The 15,993-nt window shown below is 76.1% G+C and carries 18 protein-coding genes; 6 read left to right on the top strand and 12 right to left on the bottom strand.

The genetic code is table 11. The annotated features are described in order from the left end of the window. Positions 1–3 precede the first annotated feature (3 nt). The 3 genes from AVL61_RS18285 to AVL61_RS15545 all read left to right on the top strand — a co-directional run bounded on the left by AVL61_RS18285 (position 4) and on the right by AVL61_RS15545 (position 2,510). Entirely contained in the window at positions 4–978 is a 975-nt protein-coding gene (locus AVL61_RS18285) for a hypothetical protein (protein WP_058875230.1), read from the top strand. Then, complete coding sequence (locus tag AVL61_RS18280; protein ID WP_058875229.1) at positions 975–1,646, top strand: signal peptidase I; 672 nt, start codon at positions 975–977, stop codon at positions 1,644–1,646. The genes AVL61_RS18285 and AVL61_RS18280 overlap by 4 nt, the downstream gene beginning before the upstream one ends. A gap of 111 nt (positions 1,647–1,757) precedes the next feature. Then, positions 1,758–2,510 carry a PIG-L deacetylase family protein gene (locus tag AVL61_RS15545; RefSeq protein ID WP_058875361.1) on the top strand — a complete coding sequence of 251 codons (753 nt, stop codon included), beginning with the start codon at positions 1,758–1,760 and terminating at the stop codon, positions 2,508–2,510. A gap of 25 nt (positions 2,511–2,535) precedes the next feature. Here the strand turns inward: AVL61_RS15545 and AVL61_RS15540 are convergent, their stop codons facing one another. Beyond that, complete coding sequence (locus AVL61_RS15540; RefSeq protein WP_058875228.1) at positions 2,536–3,750, bottom strand: MFS transporter; 1,215 nt, start codon at positions 3,748–3,750, stop codon at positions 2,536–2,538. After that, positions 3,743–5,026: a glycosyltransferase 87 family protein gene (locus tag AVL61_RS15535; RefSeq protein WP_058875227.1), complete on the bottom strand. Its 1,284-nt coding sequence runs from the start codon at positions 5,024–5,026 to the stop codon at positions 3,743–3,745. Before AVL61_RS15535 ends, AVL61_RS15540 begins: the two co-directional genes overlap by 8 nt. Positions 5,027–5,382: 356 nt before the next feature. Between AVL61_RS15535 and AVL61_RS15530 the strand changes: the two genes are divergently transcribed. Beyond that, entirely contained in the window at positions 5,383–6,114 is a 732-nt protein-coding gene (locus AVL61_RS15530; RefSeq protein ID WP_058875226.1) for a GAF and ANTAR domain-containing protein, read from the top strand. Positions 6,115–6,204: 90 nt separating this feature from the next. On the opposite strand, the gene AVL61_RS15525 is transcribed toward AVL61_RS15530, so the two are convergent. Next, positions 6,205–7,014 (bottom strand): SDR family oxidoreductase, encoded by an 810-nt coding sequence (locus AVL61_RS15525; protein ID WP_058875225.1) that lies wholly within the window; start codon positions 7,012–7,014, stop codon positions 6,205–6,207. Between the two features lie 205 nt (positions 7,015–7,219). On the opposite strand from AVL61_RS15525, the gene AVL61_RS15520 reads away from it, so the two are divergent. Next, positions 7,220–7,891 (top strand): hypothetical protein, encoded by a 672-nt coding sequence (locus tag AVL61_RS15520; protein WP_331457133.1) that lies wholly within the window; start codon positions 7,220–7,222, stop codon positions 7,889–7,891. Between the two features lie 24 nt (positions 7,892–7,915). On the opposite strand, the gene AVL61_RS15515 is transcribed toward AVL61_RS15520, so the two are convergent. Then, positions 7,916–8,845, bottom strand: a complete 930-nt coding sequence (locus AVL61_RS15515) for an NADP-dependent oxidoreductase (protein WP_058875223.1) — start codon at positions 8,843–8,845, stop codon at positions 7,916–7,918. 183 nt (positions 8,846–9,028) lie between these two features. Between AVL61_RS15515 and AVL61_RS15510 the strand changes: the two genes are divergently transcribed. Next, on the top strand, positions 9,029–9,451 hold the full coding sequence (locus tag AVL61_RS15510; protein WP_058875222.1) for a VOC family protein: 423 nt from the start codon (positions 9,029–9,031) through the stop codon (positions 9,449–9,451). Positions 9,452–9,477: 26 nt separating this feature from the next. On the opposite strand, the gene AVL61_RS15505 is transcribed toward AVL61_RS15510, so the two are convergent. From AVL61_RS15505 to moaC, 8 genes are all read right to left on the bottom strand, one after another. After that, positions 9,478–9,936, bottom strand: coding sequence for an SRPBCC family protein (locus AVL61_RS15505; RefSeq protein ID WP_058875221.1), 459 nt, complete (start codon positions 9,934–9,936; stop codon positions 9,478–9,480). Positions 9,937–10,044: 108 nt separating this feature from the next. Further along, positions 10,045–10,758 (bottom strand): glycosyltransferase family 2 protein, encoded by a 714-nt coding sequence (locus tag AVL61_RS15500; protein WP_058875220.1) that lies wholly within the window; start codon positions 10,756–10,758, stop codon positions 10,045–10,047. Next, positions 10,752–12,110 (bottom strand): PIG-L family deacetylase, encoded by a 1,359-nt coding sequence (locus AVL61_RS15495; protein ID WP_231738448.1) that lies wholly within the window; start codon positions 12,108–12,110, stop codon positions 10,752–10,754. The genes AVL61_RS15500 and AVL61_RS15495 overlap by 7 nt, the downstream gene beginning before the upstream one ends. Continuing rightward, on the bottom strand, positions 12,107–13,168 hold the full coding sequence (locus tag AVL61_RS15490; protein WP_082697229.1) for an acyl-CoA dehydrogenase family protein: 1,062 nt from the start codon (positions 13,166–13,168) through the stop codon (positions 12,107–12,109). Before AVL61_RS15490 ends, AVL61_RS15495 begins: the two co-directional genes overlap by 4 nt. Positions 13,169–13,267: 99 nt before the next feature. After that, entirely contained in the window at positions 13,268–14,452 is a 1,185-nt protein-coding gene (moeB, locus tag AVL61_RS15485; RefSeq protein ID WP_058875218.1) for a molybdopterin-synthase adenylyltransferase MoeB, read from the bottom strand. Positions 14,453–14,457: 5 nt separating this feature from the next. Then, positions 14,458–14,910 carry a molybdenum cofactor biosynthesis protein MoaE gene (locus AVL61_RS15480; protein WP_058875217.1) on the bottom strand — a complete coding sequence of 151 codons (453 nt, stop codon included), beginning with the start codon at positions 14,908–14,910 and terminating at the stop codon, positions 14,458–14,460. Further along, on the bottom strand, positions 14,907–15,446 hold the full coding sequence (locus AVL61_RS15475; protein WP_058875216.1) for a MogA/MoaB family molybdenum cofactor biosynthesis protein: 540 nt from the start codon (positions 15,444–15,446) through the stop codon (positions 14,907–14,909). Before AVL61_RS15475 ends, AVL61_RS15480 begins: the two co-directional genes overlap by 4 nt. Continuing rightward, positions 15,443–15,940 (bottom strand): cyclic pyranopterin monophosphate synthase MoaC, encoded by a 498-nt coding sequence (gene moaC / locus AVL61_RS15470; RefSeq protein ID WP_058875215.1) that lies wholly within the window; start codon positions 15,938–15,940, stop codon positions 15,443–15,445. Before moaC ends, AVL61_RS15475 begins: the two co-directional genes overlap by 4 nt. Positions 15,941–15,993 lie beyond the last annotated feature (53 nt).

Here is a 15,993-nt window from a genome sequence, read left to right as displayed (position 1 = left end):
CTCATGAGCCAGTACCGCACCCCCACGGCCTACGTGCTCGGCGTCCTCGTCCTGCTGGCCGTCATCGTGCTCACCACCCCCAACGGCGGGACGCACGCACGCTGGTCCGCCACCGCGCAGTCCGAGGTGCCCGCCATGGCCACGGGCCGGGTCGGCTTCGAGGTCGGCGGCGCCGAGGGCGGCGCGAGCTCGGCGACCCTGACCAACACCTCCGGGTTCGGCGTCGGGTACCGGCCCAGGCAGGTCTCCCTGACCGGTTCCGACGGCGAGACCGTGACCCCGCCGCCGGGCCTGCGCTTCGCCTACCGCACCGGCGCGGACTGCGGCGCTGCCGGGACCCCGGCACGGTGGACCGCCGTCGCGGCGGGCGGGTCCGCGCCGGTGGCCGTCCTCGAGCGGACCGCGGCCACCCTGGAGCGGGACCGGCCCGCCGCGCTGTGCCTGACGGTCTCGACCGACGGCGTGCCCGAGGACGAGCTCCGGCCCCTGGCCGGGCGGCAGCTGCAGGTGCTCACCGAGCTGGAGGCCACCTCCCTCGGCGAGGGCACCTGGTCGACGACCCGCTCGTGGACGGCGCCCTTCACGGTGGAGCCGCCCGAGGCGGCGCCCCCGGCGGAGACGCCGGCCGTCCCCGCGGCGACCTGCACCCCGGGCCTCGAGGGGGTGCTGAGCTGGCCCTGGTCCGCCACGACCGACGGCGCCCGCGTGGTCGGCTGGGAGCTGCTCCGGAGGCCCCAGCTGACCGGCGGCGACTGGACCGTCCTGCGCTCCGTTCCGGAGAGCCCGGACCGCGCGGCCACCGTGACCGCGGCCGACGTCCCGAACGGCGGCGCCGGCAAGCACAACACCGTCCACGAGTTCGCCGTGCGGGCCCACTTCGCGCCGGGCACCGCGGCCCCCGAGACGCTGCCGATCGTGTGGACCCTGAAGTCCCCGGGCGAGAGCAGGAAGATCGAGTGCATGGGAGTCCAGCAGTGACCACGACCGTCCACCGCGCCGGCCACGCCGTGCTCGTCGCCCTCCTGACCGCGGTGGCCGCGCTGCTGCTCGCCGTCGTCGTCGTCCCGCTCGCGCTCGGCTGGGTGCCCCTGACGGTGCTGTCCGGCTCGATGGAGCCCACCGTCCCGACCGGCAGCCAGGTCGTCGTCGCCCCCCTCGAGGGCGAGGACGACGCCGCCGGGCTGAGCACCGGGGACGTCGTGACCTTCATGCCCCGCCCGGACGACCCCACCCTCGTCACCCACCGGATCGTGGGCGTGGCGGTGGACGGCGAGGGGCGGCGCAGCTTCACGACCCGGGGGGACGCCAACGCGGTCCCGGACGCGGAGCCGGTCACCGCCACCCAGCTGCGCGGACTGGTGAAGTACCACGTGCCCTGGGCCGGCTACGCCGCGACCCTCCTGGACGCCGAGCAGAAGCGCGGCGGGATCGTGCTGGTCGCCGCCGCCCTGTTCGGCTACGCGCTGTGGCAGCTCGTGGGCGCGGTCCGGGACCGGCGCCCGGACGACAGCGCCGACGAGGGCGCGGACGCCACCGCCGACGAGGGCACCGGCGAGCTCGCGCGGCCGGACGGGGAGCCGTCGTCCCCGGCGGAGGCGCGCACGGAGGCCCTGCCGCTCGTGCCCGCCACGGCCTCCGGGCGCTGAGGCCCTCCCCGGCCGTTCCGTCGCCGCCCCGTGGCCGGCACGTCCCACGGAACGACGACACCGGGCGGGCCGCCGTTGCCGGTCCCCCGGAGCGGGTCCATGATGGGGAGCATGACCGAGACCCCGCTCACGCACGTCGACGAGAACTGGCAGCGCGCCCTGGTGGTGGTCGCGCACCCGGACGACATGGAGTTCGGCGCCGCCGCGGCCGTGGCCCGCTGGACCGGACAGGGCAAGGAGGTGGTGTACTGCCTGGTCACCAGCGGGGAGGCCGGCATCGACGGGCTCGAGCCGGAGCAGTGCGGCCCCCTGCGGGAGGCGGAGCAGCGGGAGTCGTGCCGGATCGTGGGCGTGGAGCAGGTGGAGTTCCTGCACCAGCCGGACGGGGTGCTCGAGTACGGGGTGGCGCTGCGGCGGCGGATCGCCGAGGTGGTCCGCCGGCACCGCCCGGACGTGGTGATCACCAACAACTTCCGGGACACCTGGGACAGCGCCACCAACCTCAACCAGGCCGACCACATCGCCACGGGCCGGGCCACGCTGGACGCCGTGCGGGACGCCGGCAACCGGTGGGTCTTCCCGGAGCAGATCGGCACGGGCCTGCAGCCGTGGCCGGACGTGCTGGCGGTGTGGGCGGCCGCCTCGCCCGACGCCCGGCACGCGGCCGACGTCACGGAGACCTTCGGCGCCGGCGTGGAGTCGCTGCGCGCCCACGGCGCCTACCTCGAGGGCCTGGGCTGGGCCGATTTCGACCCGGACACCTTCCTGCGGGGCAACGCCGCCGCCGTGGGGGAACGGCTCGGGGTGCCGCTTGCGAGCTCCTTCGAGGTGTTCCCCCTGCAGTGGGGCGGCACCGAGGAGTGAGCGCCGGTCCGCCGGCGGGGCACCGTCAGGCGGGTTCGGGCTCCCGGAGGACCGTGAGGACCAGCAGCACGGCGAGGACCACGAGGCCCGCCACGAAGCCGACCGCTCCCGGCCAGCCGGTGGCCGTGTAGAAGACGCCGCCGGCCGTGCCCAGCACGGAGGACCCGGCGTAGTAGAAGAGCGTGTAGAGGGACGAGGCCTGCGCCTTGCCGGTGCGGGAGCGCACGGGGACCCACCCGGAGGCCACGGCGTGCGCGGCGAAGAACCCCGCGGTGAACAGCAGCAGCCCCACCACGACCACGGGGATCGACGGGACCAGCGTGGCCAGCAGCCCGGTGAGCATGACGGCTCCGCTGCTCGCCAGGACCACCCGGCGCCCGTGGGCCGCCGCGATGCGTCCGGCGGTCCCGGAGGACCAGGTGCCCGAGAGGTAGGCCAGGAACAGGAGGCTCACCACGGTCTGGGACACCCCGAACGGCTCCTCGCCGAGGTGGAAGCCGAGGTAGTTGTAGATCGCCACGAACCCGCCCATGAGCAGGAAGCCCTGCAGGTAGAGCACCACCAGGCCGCGGTCCGCGAGATTGGCGCGCAGCCGCCCCAGCAGACCGCCCGGCCCGGTGAGCCGGACGGTCTGGCGCACGAAGCCCCGCTGGCGCGGGGCGATCAGGACGAAGACCACGGCGGCGAGCGCGGCCAGCACGCTCACGGTGATCGTGCCGGTGCGCCAGCCGAAGGCGTCCCCCACGGGTGCGGCGACGATGCGCCCGGCGAGCCCGCCCAGGCTCGTCCCCGCCACGTAGGTGCCGGCGGCCACGGCGGCGTGCCGGCGGTCGAGCTCCTCCGCGAGGTAGGCCATCGCCACGGCGGGGATCCCGCCCAGGGCGACGCCCTCCGCGAAGCGCAGCGCCACCACGGTCTCGAAGCCCGGTGCCAGGGGCATCACGAGTCCCAGGGCCGTGGCCGACAGCACGGCCATCACCATGGTCCGCAGCCTTCCCCACCGGTCGGAGACCACGGACCACGGCAGGACGCCCACGGCGAGGCCGAGGGTGGCCGCGGAGACGCCCAGGGACGCCTCCGCGGCGCCGATCCCGAGGTCCGCCGCCATGAGCGGCAGCACGCCCTGCACGGAGTACAGCTGGGCGAACGTCGCCACGCCCGCGCACAGCAGGGCCAGCAGCACCCGCCGGTAGCCCCGGCTGCCGCGGCCGTAGCCGGTCCAGGCGCCGGGCTCAGCCACGGTCCGCGGCGACGGCGCCCCGGGTCCCGGCCCGGAGGCCGGTGACCGTCCACAGGGCCAGGAGCAGGAACAGGGCGAGGTAGGGCAGCGCGGCCACGGCGTCGATCACCGGCCCGGGCACGCCCGGCGGGCGCAGCCACGCGTCCCAGCGGATCGGACCGACGTACAGGCCCACGAGGGCGACCCCGCTCAGCACCAGGGCGAGCCGGCGCGGGCCGTCCCGGAGGAACGCCGGCCACGCCTCGACCCACAGCGCCGTGAACACCAGCCCCCACCACAGGTGGTGGTGGGACCACGTGACCGGGGACATGTAGAGCATGACGAGGGCGTTGACCGCGACCGCGGAGAGGACCATGTCCCGGGCCGCGAGAACCCGGATCAGCAGGGCGACGCCCACGACCATGACGAGGATCAGCGCCCAGCGCAGCAGGGGCTCCGCCTCGCCGGGGACGCCCAGGTGCAGGAGCACCCCCTGCAGCGAGGTGTTGTCGACGTACCCGGTGTCACCCACGCGCTCGTCGCTGACCACGGCCTCGCTCCAGAACACGGCGGCGTCCCGCGGCAGCGCCAGGAACCCGACCAGCACGGTCGCGGCGAACGTGAGGCCCATGGTGAGGATCGGCCGCAGCTGTCCGCGCATCAGGAACACCAGCCCGAACGCCAGGGGCGTCAGCTTGACGCCGGCGGCCAGCCCGACCCAGAACCCCCGCGGGATCCTGCCCAGGAGGCTGTCGTCCCGGGTGCGCAGCAGGTCGTAGAGCACGAGGGCGAGGAGCAGGGCGTTGATCTGCCCGAGGCCCACGTTGCGCATCCACGGACCCGACCACAGCAGCACCGCGGTGCCCGCGGCCACGGCGGTCGCCGGGCCCAGCAGGCCCTGCAGCGGCAGCGGCCGGCCGCGCTCCGCGGCCCAGCGCAGGAGGACGGCGGACAGACCCGCGGCGATGCCCATCGTGACGAGCCCCAGGGCGAGCTCGGTGAGCGGCTCGGGGAGGTAGGCGAGCGGCACGAACAGCAGCGCCGCGAACGGCGGGTAGGTGAACGGCAGTCCGCCGTCGTCGTGCAGGCTCAGCCCGGGCCCGTAGAGCTCGTCGGCGAACCCGTGCCGGTCCACCACGGCCATGCCGCCGAGCCGGTAGACGTCCAGGTCGATGCTGCCGTCGAGGGTCAGCCACACGGACCGCACCAGCGCGCCCACCAGCAGCAGCCACACCAGTCCGGTCAGCGCCGTCGAGCGTCCCGTGCGGGACGTGACGGCGGCGGGGGTAGCGCTCACCAGGACCTCAGTTCTCGGGTCGGTGCGTGCAGGAGTGCACGCGGACGGGGCGGGATGTCGCGGGCGGCGGAGCCGGCGCCGCGCGGCGGCGTGGTCCGCCGCTGCCCGGAACGCCGCTGCACTGCGTGCGCCGGCGTGCGGGGTCGGCCCCCACTCTAATCGCGCGCGGCTCCGCACCGGGATCGCCGGTGACCGGCACGGGCCGCACGCGCGCCGAGCGGATGCCGGGACGCCGCGGCGGCGGGACGCAGGGGGCGCGGGAACACGGCATGATGGACCGTGCGGGCCCCGAGCCTCTACGGCCAGGCCCGACGGCACCTGCACCGCGGGCCCGCTGCGACCACCGGAGGAAGACCATGACGGAGCACGAGACGGGCGAATCGCCCACGGCGCCGCACGAGCTGCTGCTCGAGAGCGAGGACATCACGTCCTTCCTCGACGCGCTCACGGCCACCATCGCCCAGGCCCTGTCCACCGACGGGGACGAGGTGTGGTGCGCGGTCACCCTGCTGCGGCCGAAGAGGTCCTCGACCGTGGCCTCCTCCAGCCCCGCGGCCGAGGCCCTGGACGAGATCCAGTACCACTACGGTGACGGTCCCTGCCTGACGGCCTCCCGCGAGCACCGGCTGGTCCACGTGGCGGACACCCGCTCCGACCCCCGGTGGCCCGAGTACGGCAGGGCCGCCGCCGCCAACGGCATCCGCTCCGCCCTCGGGGTGCCCCTGGATCTCGGCGGCGAGGCCTCCGCGGCCCTGGACGTCTACGCCGACCGCCCCCACAAGTTCGACCCGGCGACGATCGAGGTCGTCCAGCGCGAGGTGGCCTCTGCCTCGACCGCGCTGCGCCTGGCCGTGCGGATGGAGAAGCACCGGGACGCCGAGGCGGACCTCAAGGCGGCCATGGCCTCCCGCACCACCATCGACCTGGCCGTGGGCATCGTCATGGGCCAGAACCGCTGCACGCAGGAGGAGGCCTTCGCGATCCTGCGGGCCGCCTCCAGCCACCGCAACGTCAAGCTGCGCGACCTGGCCGCGGAACTGGTCGCCACCGTGGGACAGGGCCCGGCCACCACCCACTTCGACCCCTGAGCGCACGTCCGCGTCGCCGGGGACGGCGTGCGGGCACCCGTGGGCCGGCGCCCCGGCCGGCCGGGAGCCGTGGCGTCCCGCCGGCCGGAGTCAGCCCTTCCGCCACTCGTCGCTCGTCAGGTGGGATCCCGCCTGCGGCCCCATCTGCACCATGCCGCCGTCCACGACCCAGGACGCCCCGGTGACGTAGGCGGAGGCCGGGGAGGCGAGGAACGCGATGACCGAGGCGATCTCCCGGGCGTCCCCGGGCCGGCCCAGCGGCACGCCGGGACGGTGGGTGGACCTCGGGTTCTCGTCCTCCTGGCCCGTCATGGGGGTCGCGATCTCCCCGGGGGCCACCGAGTTCGCGGTGATCCCGTGCTCCCCCAGCTCGAGCGCGATGGTCTTCACGAGCCCCCCGAGCCCGTGCTTGGCGGCGTCGTAGGCGCTCGAGCCGACCCGGGGCACGTGCTCGTGCACGCTGGTGACGGCGATCAGCCGGCCGCCCCGGCCGGCCGCCACCATGTGCCGTGCCGCCGCCTGGAGGCACAGGAACGCGCCGTCGAGATCGGTCGCCAACACCTTGCGCCACGTGGCCAGGGACGTCTCCAGGAAGGGGATGTTCGCCCCCGTGCCCGAGTTGTTCACGAAGACGTCCACGCCGCCCAGCTGCTCCACGAGGCCGTCGACGACGGCGCCGCAGCTCTCCAGCTCCGTGGTGTCCAGCCGCGCGACCACGGCCCGCCGGTCGTAGGAGCGGACCTCCTCGGCGGTCCGCTCGGCGCCGGCCTCGTCCTGGCGCCAGGTGATGCCCACGTCCATGCCGGCCGCCGCGAGCGCCACGGCGGTCGCGCGCCCGATGCCGGAGTCGGAGCCGGTCACCACGGCCGTGCGCGGGTCGAAGTCGGGAGTGCGTTCCATGATCGTGGCCTTCCGTCCGTCCGGTGCGGGAACCGCCGTGCGGGGCGGTTCGGGAGCCTCAGCCTATGTCCGGCCGCAACCCCGGGCACACCCCCTGCCGTCGTCCGGGCAGCTCGTCCGGACTGCTCCTCCGGACCCGTTGCGGACCACCGCCGAGGAGAGGAGCATGTCAAGCAAGCTGACGGTCGGACGTGAGGAGACAGTCGTGGCAGCTCAGGACCAGTCAGGATCGACCGTCCCGGAGGAGCCCCGGACGTCCGGGGCGAACCGCCCGGGCGCGTCCACCCCGCGGGGGCGGCGGCAGGAGGTCGTCGCGGCGGAGAAGCGGGAGTTCGGGGGCGTGAAGTTCGGTTCCGCGTTCTTCGGCTGGATGACCGCCACGGGCATCGCCGTGCTGCTCACCGCGCTGCTCGGGGCGATCGGCGCGGGGGTGGGCGTGGCGACCAGCACCGACCCCGGCGAGATCGCGGAGCAGGTGGCCCAGGACGCCGGCACCGTGGGCCTGGTCAGCGGGATCGCCCTCGCGCTGATCCTCTTCGTCGCCTACTTCGCCGGGGGCTACGTGGCCGGGCGCATGGCCCGCTTCGACGGCGCCAAGCAGGGAGTGGCCGTGTGGGTGTGGGCGATCCTCATCGCGATCGTCCTGGCGCTCCTGGGTGCGCTCGCGGGCGAGCAGTTCAACGTGCTGCGCGAGCTCAACAGCTTCCCCCGGATCCCGATCGGCGAGGGTGCCCTCACCACGGGCGGCATCATCGCCCTGGTCGTCGCCGTCCTGATCCCGCTGCTCGCGGCGGTCCTGGGCGGCCTGGCCGGGATGCGCTTCCACCGCAAGGTGGACCAGGTCGGGATCGACCACCAGTACCGGTCCCACTTCTGAGTCCGGCCCTCCGGGAGCCGGGCCTCAGAACTCCAGGACGAGGCGCCCCCGGACGCCCCCGGCCTCGAGCCGGCGGTGCGCCTCGGCGGCGTCCGCGGCGGGCAGGACGGCGGCCACGCGCAGGGAGAGCACCCCCTCCTCCACGTGCCGGCGCAGCCGGTCGAGCTTCCGGCCCGAGTGGTACTCCCGGGGCACGCTGATCCGGTGCACGGTGATCCCGCGCCCCGGGTCCCCCGTCCAGTGCCGCACGGTCGCGAAGTCCCCGCCGTCCCGGACGGCGGGGACCGCCTTCTCGTGGAGCACGGCGGCGTCCACGAGGGCGTCGACCCCGTCGGGGAAGAACTCGCGGATCCGCTCCGCGACGTCGTCGCCGCGGGCGACCACGTGGTCGGCGCCGAGGCTCTCCACGAGCTCTAGGTCGTGCTCCGACGCGTCGGCCACGACGGTGAGGCCCTCGTGCTTGGCGAGCTCCACCACGTAGTTGCCCAGGGTGCCCGCGGCCCCGGTGACGGCCAGGGTCTGCTCGGGCTGCAGGTCCAGCACCTCGAGGATCTGCAGGGCCGTGAGCCCGTTCATGGGCAGGGTGCAGGCGGTGGCGAAGTCCGTGCCCGCGGGGAGGCGGGCGATCGAGTCGTCGGGGGCGACCAGGAGCTCGGCGTAGGCGCCCCCGTGCTCCCCGCGCGGCAGGGCGATGGCCATGACCGCCTCCCCCACCCGCCAGGCGCTGCCCGGCCCGACCTCGTCGACGACCCCGGCCGCGTCCATCCCCGGCACGTACGGCGGGCTCAGGTGCTCCAGCGGCTGTCCGCCGGCGCGCAGCACGGTGTCCGTGGGGCTGACGGCAGCCGCCCTGACCCGGATCCGCACCTCCCCGGGCCCCGGGTGGGGGTCCGGCAGCTCGTGGACGGCGAGGACCTCGGGTCCTCCGAACGACTCGACTCCGATGACCTGCATGCCCGTTCCAACCCCGGGACGGGCGAACCCATTCCGGCCCCGCTCCGATGCCGTGACGATGCCGTGGCGATGCCGTGGCGATGCCGCCGCGACATGCGGGCGGGGATCCTGTCACACCGTTGCGCCCCCGCGGGCCGGGGACCATGCTGAGGGCGGGGACCGCCGCAGCACGAGGGGGACGTCATGGCACCGGCAGAATTCATCACCCTTCCCGTCTCGGACCTGGAGCGCTCGAAGCGGTTCTACTCCGGCCTGGGCTGGCGGCTGCACCCGGCGTTCGAGGGCAGCGGGGCGGGGACCGTGGAGATCCGCGAGGACGAGCACGTCATGGTCCTGAGCGAGGACCGCCACCTGCGCCTGGTGGGCCCCGGGACTCCCGGCACCCCGGCCGACGCCTCGGTGGTCAACGCGCTCAGCGTGGACTCCCCGGACGAGATCGACACCATCGTGGACCGCGCCGTCCGCGCCGGCGGGACCGAGGGCGACGCCCAGGACTACGGCTTCCTGCGCTCGCGCTGCTTCCGGGACCCCGACGGCCACCAGTGGGAGATCCTGTGGGTCGACCCGGCGGCGGCCTCGGCGCGCGCCGCCCGCCGGGAGCCCTGACCCACGGGCCTGGGCGGCTCAGGCGCTCACTTCTCGGAGACGGCCGCGGCGAGCCGCTCGAGGGAGTGCTCCAGGGCGCCCTCCTCGAACAGCGGGAAGGACACGGCCTTCCGGGCCTCCGGGCTCGCGTGCTCCCACGAGTAGGTCTCGGTGACCAGCGTGGCGCCGGGGCCCTGGGGCTCGAGCTCCCAGATCCACTCCCAGCCCTCCAGCTCCGCGCCCTGCGGCTTGGGCCGCCAGGCGAGCAGCTTGTTCTCGTCGAAGCCGGAGACGGTGTTCTCCATGACGTAGTCGCCGCCCATGTGCTCGCCGTTCATGTTCATCACGAAGACCTGCCCGACCTGCTGGATGCGCTGGTCGTCGCCGGAGACCACCGTGCCGGAGCCGTCGATCTGCCGGTGGCGCGCGGGCAGGCTGAGGACGTCGAAGATGGCGTCGGCGGGGGCGTCGATGACGCGGCTGGCGGAGATGCTGTTCTCGGTCATGCTGTGGGTCCTTCCGTCGTCTGCGGTACGGCCTCACCGTAGGCAGACGGCACCGGTCCCTGGCCAGGGCTGTCCGCTCCCCGCGTAGCGCGGAGCCCGTCCCCCGGCTCAGCCGGGCTCCGCGCCGAGGGGCTGCCGCTCCCCCGCCAGCGCCCGCAGCCAGCCGGCGAAGCCGAGCTCGACCCGCCCGGTGCTGCGCCCCGAGGTGAGCACGCGCACCCGGTCCGTGGCGAGCACGCGGCGCCCGTGCGCCCGCGCCGTCTCCGCCAGCTCGACGTCCTCGCCGTGCGGCAGGGACCGGAAACCACCGCACGCGGCATAGACGTCGGCCCGGACGCCCAGGTTCGCCGCATGCGCGTGGGGGTGCCCCTCCTCGAGCCGGTGCAGGGCGTGCCAGCGTGCCAGGACGTCCGCGGGCAGGTCCCGGGGATCCGGTTCCACGGTGCCGAGCAGCAGTTCCGCTCCGCGCCCGGCCGCGTCCAGGTGACCCGTGAGCCAGTGGGCGGGCACCGCGCTGTCCGCGTCGGTCGACACGATCCAGGTGCGCTCCCCCACCGCACCCGCGGCGCGCACCGCCGCGGCCCGGGCCGCCCCCGGGGTGCCCCACGAGCCGACGACGACGTCCGCTCCCGACGCCGCGGCGATCCGGGCGCTGCCGTCGGTGCAGCGGTCCAGTGCCACGACGACGTCCACCCGCACCGGGGCCCGGACCGCCCGCGCCCGGGTGGCAGCGTGCTCCACCGTGGCCAGGCACCGGCCGAGCAGCCGCTCCTCGTTCCGGGCCGGGACCACGACCACCACCCGCTCCACCGGGCTCAGCACGGTCCGGCGCCGGCTGCCCGGGGCGCCACGGGCTCGAAGACCTCCAGCACGAAGTCCCGTTCCGTGTGCTCCAGCAGGCGGTGGAAGCGGGCGTCCGCGTGCACGGCCGCGTGCACGTCGGCCCCGTCGAGCGGCCAGCCCTCGATCGGGTGGCGCCAGTGGCACAGCAGGAGGTGGCCGTCCGGCTCGAGCGCTCCGGCCGCGCGGTCGAGGAGAGCGCTCAGCTGCGAGGCGTCGAGGAAGTAGCCGGTCTCGGAGAGCACCACGAGGTCGAACGGGCCGGCCGGCCACTGCTCGGGCAGCCGGCGCCGCTCCACCTGCACGCCGGGCCGCGCCGCCAGCCGGTGCCGCGCCCGGTCGGCCGCGACACCGCTCGCGTCCACGGCCAGCACGACGTCGGCGCGGCCCGCGAGCTCTGCGGTCAGGGCGCCGACGGAGCAGCCGGCCTCCAGGACCCGGCGGTACCGGGCGCGGGGCAGTGCGGCGACGGTCACGGCGCGCTTGCGCCGCTCGTACCAGGAGGAGTCGACGTCCCACGGGTCCTCGGCGCCGCGGTGGACGTCGTCGAACACGTCGGCGGCGTCCGGTGCCGCCCCGGCGGGCGGGAGCACGAAGAAGTGCTCTGCCGGACGGCGGAACCGGGCCAGCACGTGCGGGCCCAGGAGGGCCTCGTCCCCCGGGGCCGGGGACAGCGGCAGGACCTGCGAGGCGTGGGCGGTCAGGGCCCGCTCCTTGGCCGCGCGCGCCCCGGCGTCCAGGGCGAGGACCCGGATCCCGTGCGCCGGCAGGTCGTCGGGCCCGCCCCAGTGCCACAGCCAGACGGGGTACTCGAGGCACTCGACACCGTGCGCGGCGGCGGCCGCCCGTGCCGCCCGGCCCAGCACCTCGTGGTCGACGTGCCCGTCGTCGCCCCAGGGGGCGGCGAGCACACCCCGCCGTCCGGCGGCGGCCCAGGCCGCGGCCTCGGCCACGGGGCCGCGCAGCGCCTCCCCCGCGGTGTCCAGGGCCCCGTCGGGAAGCCCCAGCAGCTCGGGCACCACGCCGTCCGCGAGACGGTCGGTGGCGGCCGCGGCCTCGGCCCGCCGCACGCGGGCGAGGTCGGCCGGCGTCCGGGTCGGGGACCCGGGGTGGGAGCGCTCGCCCAGGGTCGCCACGACCACCCGCACCCGGGCGCCGGCACGGGCCGCGAGCGAGATCAGCCCGCCCGCGCCGAGGCTCTCGTCGTCGGGGTGGGCGGCGAGGACCACGAGACGTTCGATGCCGCCGAGCAGGAGCGGACGCGCCGCCCGCAGGCGCGGGGCGCGCGCCCACACCGCTTCGGGGGTCCCGGGGTCCCGGTGGTCGAAGCTCACCACGGGCGGTCCCCGGCCGCGCCGTCGAGCAGGGCGCGCCCCAGTGCGGCGGCGTCCCGCTGGGCGTGCTCCTGCCGGACGTAGACCTGCAGGGCGCTCACCCGGCGGACGTGCTCGGGGGCGCCGGTGAGCGGTCCCGGGCCGGTGGCGGCCGAGACCTCCCCGAGCACGGCCTCCGCCGCCCGCGCGACGACGCGCCGGGTGCGCAGGGCCAGGACCGCGCCGCGGTCCCCGCCGGCCCGGCCGGCGTCGACCTGCTCCGCCGCCGCGCGCAGCGCCGTGCGGGCGGCGTGCAGGTGCGTGTCGACGACGCCGAGCGCGGCGTGGCCCAGCTGGTCGAGCGGGCGCCCGTCCGGGCGGCGGCGCCGCACGGCGTCCTCCCACAGGAGGTCGGCCACGCCCGCGGCACCGCCGTACCAGCACGCGGCCACCCCGATCCCGCCCCACGCGAAGCCGGGGCGCTCCAGGTACCACCCGTCCGGTCCGACCGGCACGGCGGGCACCGCCGTGCACCGCACGTCGCCGGTCGGCACGTCCTGCAGCCCCGCCGGCCGCCAGTCCTCGGTGCTCCCGGGGACCACGCCGGGGTGGGCGAGGTCCACGGCGAAGGCCCGGCGGCGCCCCCCGCCGGTGCTCGCCGTGACGACCGCCCGGTCCAGGTGCGCGGCGAGCGAGCACCAGGCCTTGGTGCCCGTGAGCTCCCAGCCGCCGGACCCGTACCGGGCCACGAGCTCGTGACCGGCGGCCTCGGCGGCCCAGACGCCCCAGGCGGCGGGCCGGCCGGCGAGCTCGTCGAGGCCCGCCTGGCGCAGGATCGCGAGAGCGTCCAGGTGCGGCTCCACGACGCGGGCGAGGGAGAGGTCGAGCCGGGCGAGCTCGGCGAGCCGGAGCCACAGCTGCCCGGTGCGGCCCGTTCCGGGAGCGGGGAGGTCCTCGCCCAGCTCCCTCGCCGCGGCGAGGGCGGCGCCCAGGGCGCCGGGCACGGCGGCGCGCAGGGCCGCGGCGGCCTCCTGGACACGCCCGGGCCGGGAGTCGCGGCAGGGGTGCGGAGGGGGCATGCGGTGTCCATCGGTCGGCGGCACGGGATGATCAGCCTACGTCCTGTGCCCCGGGCCCGCTGCCGTGCGCCGGCCGGGACCGGACCAGGGGCGACCGGCTCAGTAGGGCTGCTGGGACGGGTCCACCTGCTCGATCCACGCCAGCACCCCGCCCTCGAGGTGCGCGACGTCGCGGTGCCCCGAGGCCACCAGGAGCCGCAGGGCGCGCTCGGAGCGCGCCCCGGCCTTGCAGTGCAGCAGCACCCGGCGGTCCGGGGCGATCCGCGCGAGGGCCTCCCCGGACTCGAACTGCCCCAGGGGGACCAGCCGCGAGCCGGGGATCGCCGCGAGCCGGGCCTCGTAGGGCTCCCGGACGTCGACGAGCTCGAAGTCCGCGGCGCCGCGCTCCCGCGCCGCCAGCAGCGCCGCGAGCTCGGGAGCCGTCACGGTCGGGACGTGCTCGGGGGCCGGCGCCGGGCAGGCGGGAGCGCCGCCGTCGGCCCCGGTGCCGGCTGTGCCGGGAGCGAGGGACGTGACGGGCGCGCGCCCCGGCGTCGGTGCCAGCGGGATCTCCCACCAGCGTGCCGAGAGGGCGTCGTAGGTGGCGACCCGGCCGAGCATCGTGGTGCCGATCCCGGTGACCAGCTTGACGGCCTCGACCGCCATGGCGGTGCCCAGCAGCCCCGGCAGCACGCCGAGCACCCCGGCCTCGGCGCAGCTGGGCACCGTGCCCGGCGCCGGGGGCACGGGGTAGAGGTCGCGGTAGGTGGGCCCGTGCGCGCCCCAGAACACCGAGTACTGGCCGTCGAAGCGCAGGATCGAGCCCCACACGTGCGGCAGACCGGTCAGTTCGCACGCGTCGGAGACGAGGTAGCGGGTCCCGAAGTTGTCCGTGCCGTCGAGCACGAGGTCGTAGCCGGCCAGGACCTCCTCCGCGTTGGCGGCCGTGAGCCGCTCGCGGTGCTCCACCACGTGCACCAGCGGGTTGAGGTCGGCGATCCGCGCGGCGGCCGAGGCGGTCTTGGCCGCGCCCAGCGTCGATCCGCCGTGGACGACCTGGCGCTGCAGGTTGGAGGCCTCCACCACGTCGTCGTCGACGACGCCGAGGGTCCCGACGCCCGCGGCGGCGAGGTAGAGCAGGGCCGGGGAGCCGAGGCCGCCCGCGCCCACGCACAGCACGCGGGCGTTCTTGAGCCGCCGCTGGCCCTGCTCGCCGATCTCGGGGACGGTCAGGTGGCGGGCGTAGCGGCGCAGCTCGGCGTCGGTGAGCTCGGGGGCCGGCTCGACGAGCGGGGGCAGGTCCACGGCGCTCAGGCGTCCAGTCCGACCCACTCGGTGGAGCCGTCCGCGAACAGCTGCTCCTTCCAGATGGGCACCTCGGTCTTGATCCGGTCCACGAGCGCGTCGCACGCGGCGAACGCGAGCTTGCGGTGGGCGGCGGCCACGGCGGCCTCCAGGGCGGAGTCCCCGATCCGGAGCCGGCCGACCCGGTGCGCGGCCCAGATCCGCACCCCCGGGAACTCCTCGGCGACCCGGCGGGCGACCTCCTGGACGGCCCGGTCGGCGCCGGGATGGCAGGTGTAGTCGAGGCTCGTGACGGGGCGGCCGCCGTCGTGGTCGCGGATGACGCCGCTGAAGGAGACCACGGCGCCGGTGCGCTCGTCCTGCACGGCCGCGACGGCCTGCCCGTGGTCCAGCGGTTCGTCGGTCACGAACGCGGCCACGACGGCGGTCTCGGCCTGGATGGGTCCGGGGGTGCTCAACGGTCGGTCTCCTCGTGCGGTCGGGGGTCGTGGCGGGGGCCGGCGTGCCCGCGGTCGCGGTGGCCCTCCAGCTGGTCGCAGACGTGGTCGAGCAGCGGCTCCAGCACCTTCAGCCCGTCCCACACCCCGCCGGTGGAGCCGGGGAGGTTGACCACGAACGTGTGCCCGCTGACCCCGGCGTGCCCGCGGCTGAGCGCGGCCAGGGGGGTGGTCCTGCGGCCCTCCGCCCACAGTGCCTCCATGATGCCGGGCAGCTCGCGGTCGAGGAAGGGCCGGGTGACCTCGGGGGTGAGGTCGTCGGGGGCCAGACCGGTCCCGCCGCTGGTCACCACCACGCTGGGCCGGTCCTCCGGCGCCCGGGCCACGAGCAGCCGCTCGAGCTGGGCGCGGACGTCCTCGCCGTCGGCCACCACGAACGGGCCCTCCACGGTGAAGCCGTGGGAGCCGAACCAGTCCGCGGCGATCCGCCCGCTCCGGTCCTGGTAGACCCCGGCGGCGGCGCGGGTCGACGCGACGACGACGGCGGCGCTCCTCATGCCCCGTCCCCGTCGGTCCGCGCCCAGTCCCCGGACTTGCCGCCGGACTTCGCGAGCACCTTCACCTGCTCGATCTCGGCGAGCTTGTCCACGGCCTTGATCATGTCGTAGAGCGTCAGGGCGGCCACCGTCGCCGCGGTGAGCGCCTCCATCTCCACGCCCGTCACCCCGCGGGTGCGCACCGTCGCGCTGATCCGCACGCCGTCCGCCAGCCGCTCGAAGTCCACGGTCACCTTGCTGATCGGCAGGGGGTGGCACAGCGGGACGAGCTCCGGGGTCCTCTTCGCCGCCATGATGCCGGCGACCCGGGCCACGGGCAGGGCGTCCCCCTTGGGCAGGTCCGCGGCGAAGACCTGCTCGACGACGTCGGGGCGGGTGCGCAGCGTGGCCGTCGCGGTGGCCTCGCGGGTGGTGACGGCCTTGGCCGAGACGTCCACCATGTGCGCGGACCCGTCCGCCCGCACGTGGGTGAGTCCCTGCTGCTGCTCGGTCATGTCGGTCCGGTCCCCTTCGCCTGTGCCGTCGGTGCGTCCCTCCCATTCTGGCC

It is taken from the genome of Kocuria rosea subsp. polaris (assembly GCF_001483755.1).
In the GTDB taxonomy this organism is placed as follows: domain Bacteria; phylum Actinomycetota; class Actinomycetes; order Actinomycetales; family Micrococcaceae; genus Kocuria; species Kocuria cellulosilytica.
The sequence above is the reverse complement of the archived record's forward strand: the minus strand, read 5'-3'. Positions and strand labels throughout refer to the sequence as shown.

What these genes read in the sequence shown, in the direction of transcription:
- AVL61_RS15525 (WP_058875225.1), bottom strand. Translation starts at nt 7,014, where the DNA reads ATGGAACGCACTCCCGACTTCGACCCGCGCACGGCCGTGGTGACCGGC.
- AVL61_RS15515 (WP_058875223.1), bottom strand. Translation starts at nt 8,845, where the DNA reads ATGCAGGTCATCGGAGTCGAGTCGTTCGGAGGACCCGAGGTCCTCGCC.
- AVL61_RS15545 (WP_058875361.1), top strand. Translation starts at nt 1,758, where the DNA reads ATGACCGAGACCCCGCTCACGCACGTCGACGAGAACTGGCAGCGCGCC.
- AVL61_RS18285 (WP_058875230.1), top strand. Translation starts at nt 4, where the DNA reads ATGAGCCAGTACCGCACCCCCACGGCCTACGTGCTCGGCGTCCTCGTC.
- moaC (WP_058875215.1), bottom strand. Translation starts at nt 15,940, where the DNA reads ATGACCGAGCAGCAGCAGGGACTCACCCACGTGCGGGCGGACGGGTCC.
- AVL61_RS15490 (WP_082697229.1), bottom strand. Translation starts at nt 13,168, where the DNA reads ATGCCCCCTCCGCACCCCTGCCGCGACTCCCGGCCCGGGCGTGTCCAG.
- AVL61_RS15475 (WP_058875216.1), bottom strand. Translation starts at nt 15,446, where the DNA reads ATGAGGAGCGCCGCCGTCGTCGTCGCGTCGACCCGCGCCGCCGCCGGG.
- AVL61_RS15505 (WP_058875221.1), bottom strand. Translation starts at nt 9,936, where the DNA reads ATGACCGAGAACAGCATCTCCGCCAGCCGCGTCATCGACGCCCCCGCC.
- AVL61_RS15530 (WP_058875226.1), top strand. Translation starts at nt 5,383, where the DNA reads ATGACGGAGCACGAGACGGGCGAATCGCCCACGGCGCCGCACGAGCTG.
- AVL61_RS15510 (WP_058875222.1), top strand. Translation starts at nt 9,029, where the DNA reads ATGGCACCGGCAGAATTCATCACCCTTCCCGTCTCGGACCTGGAGCGC.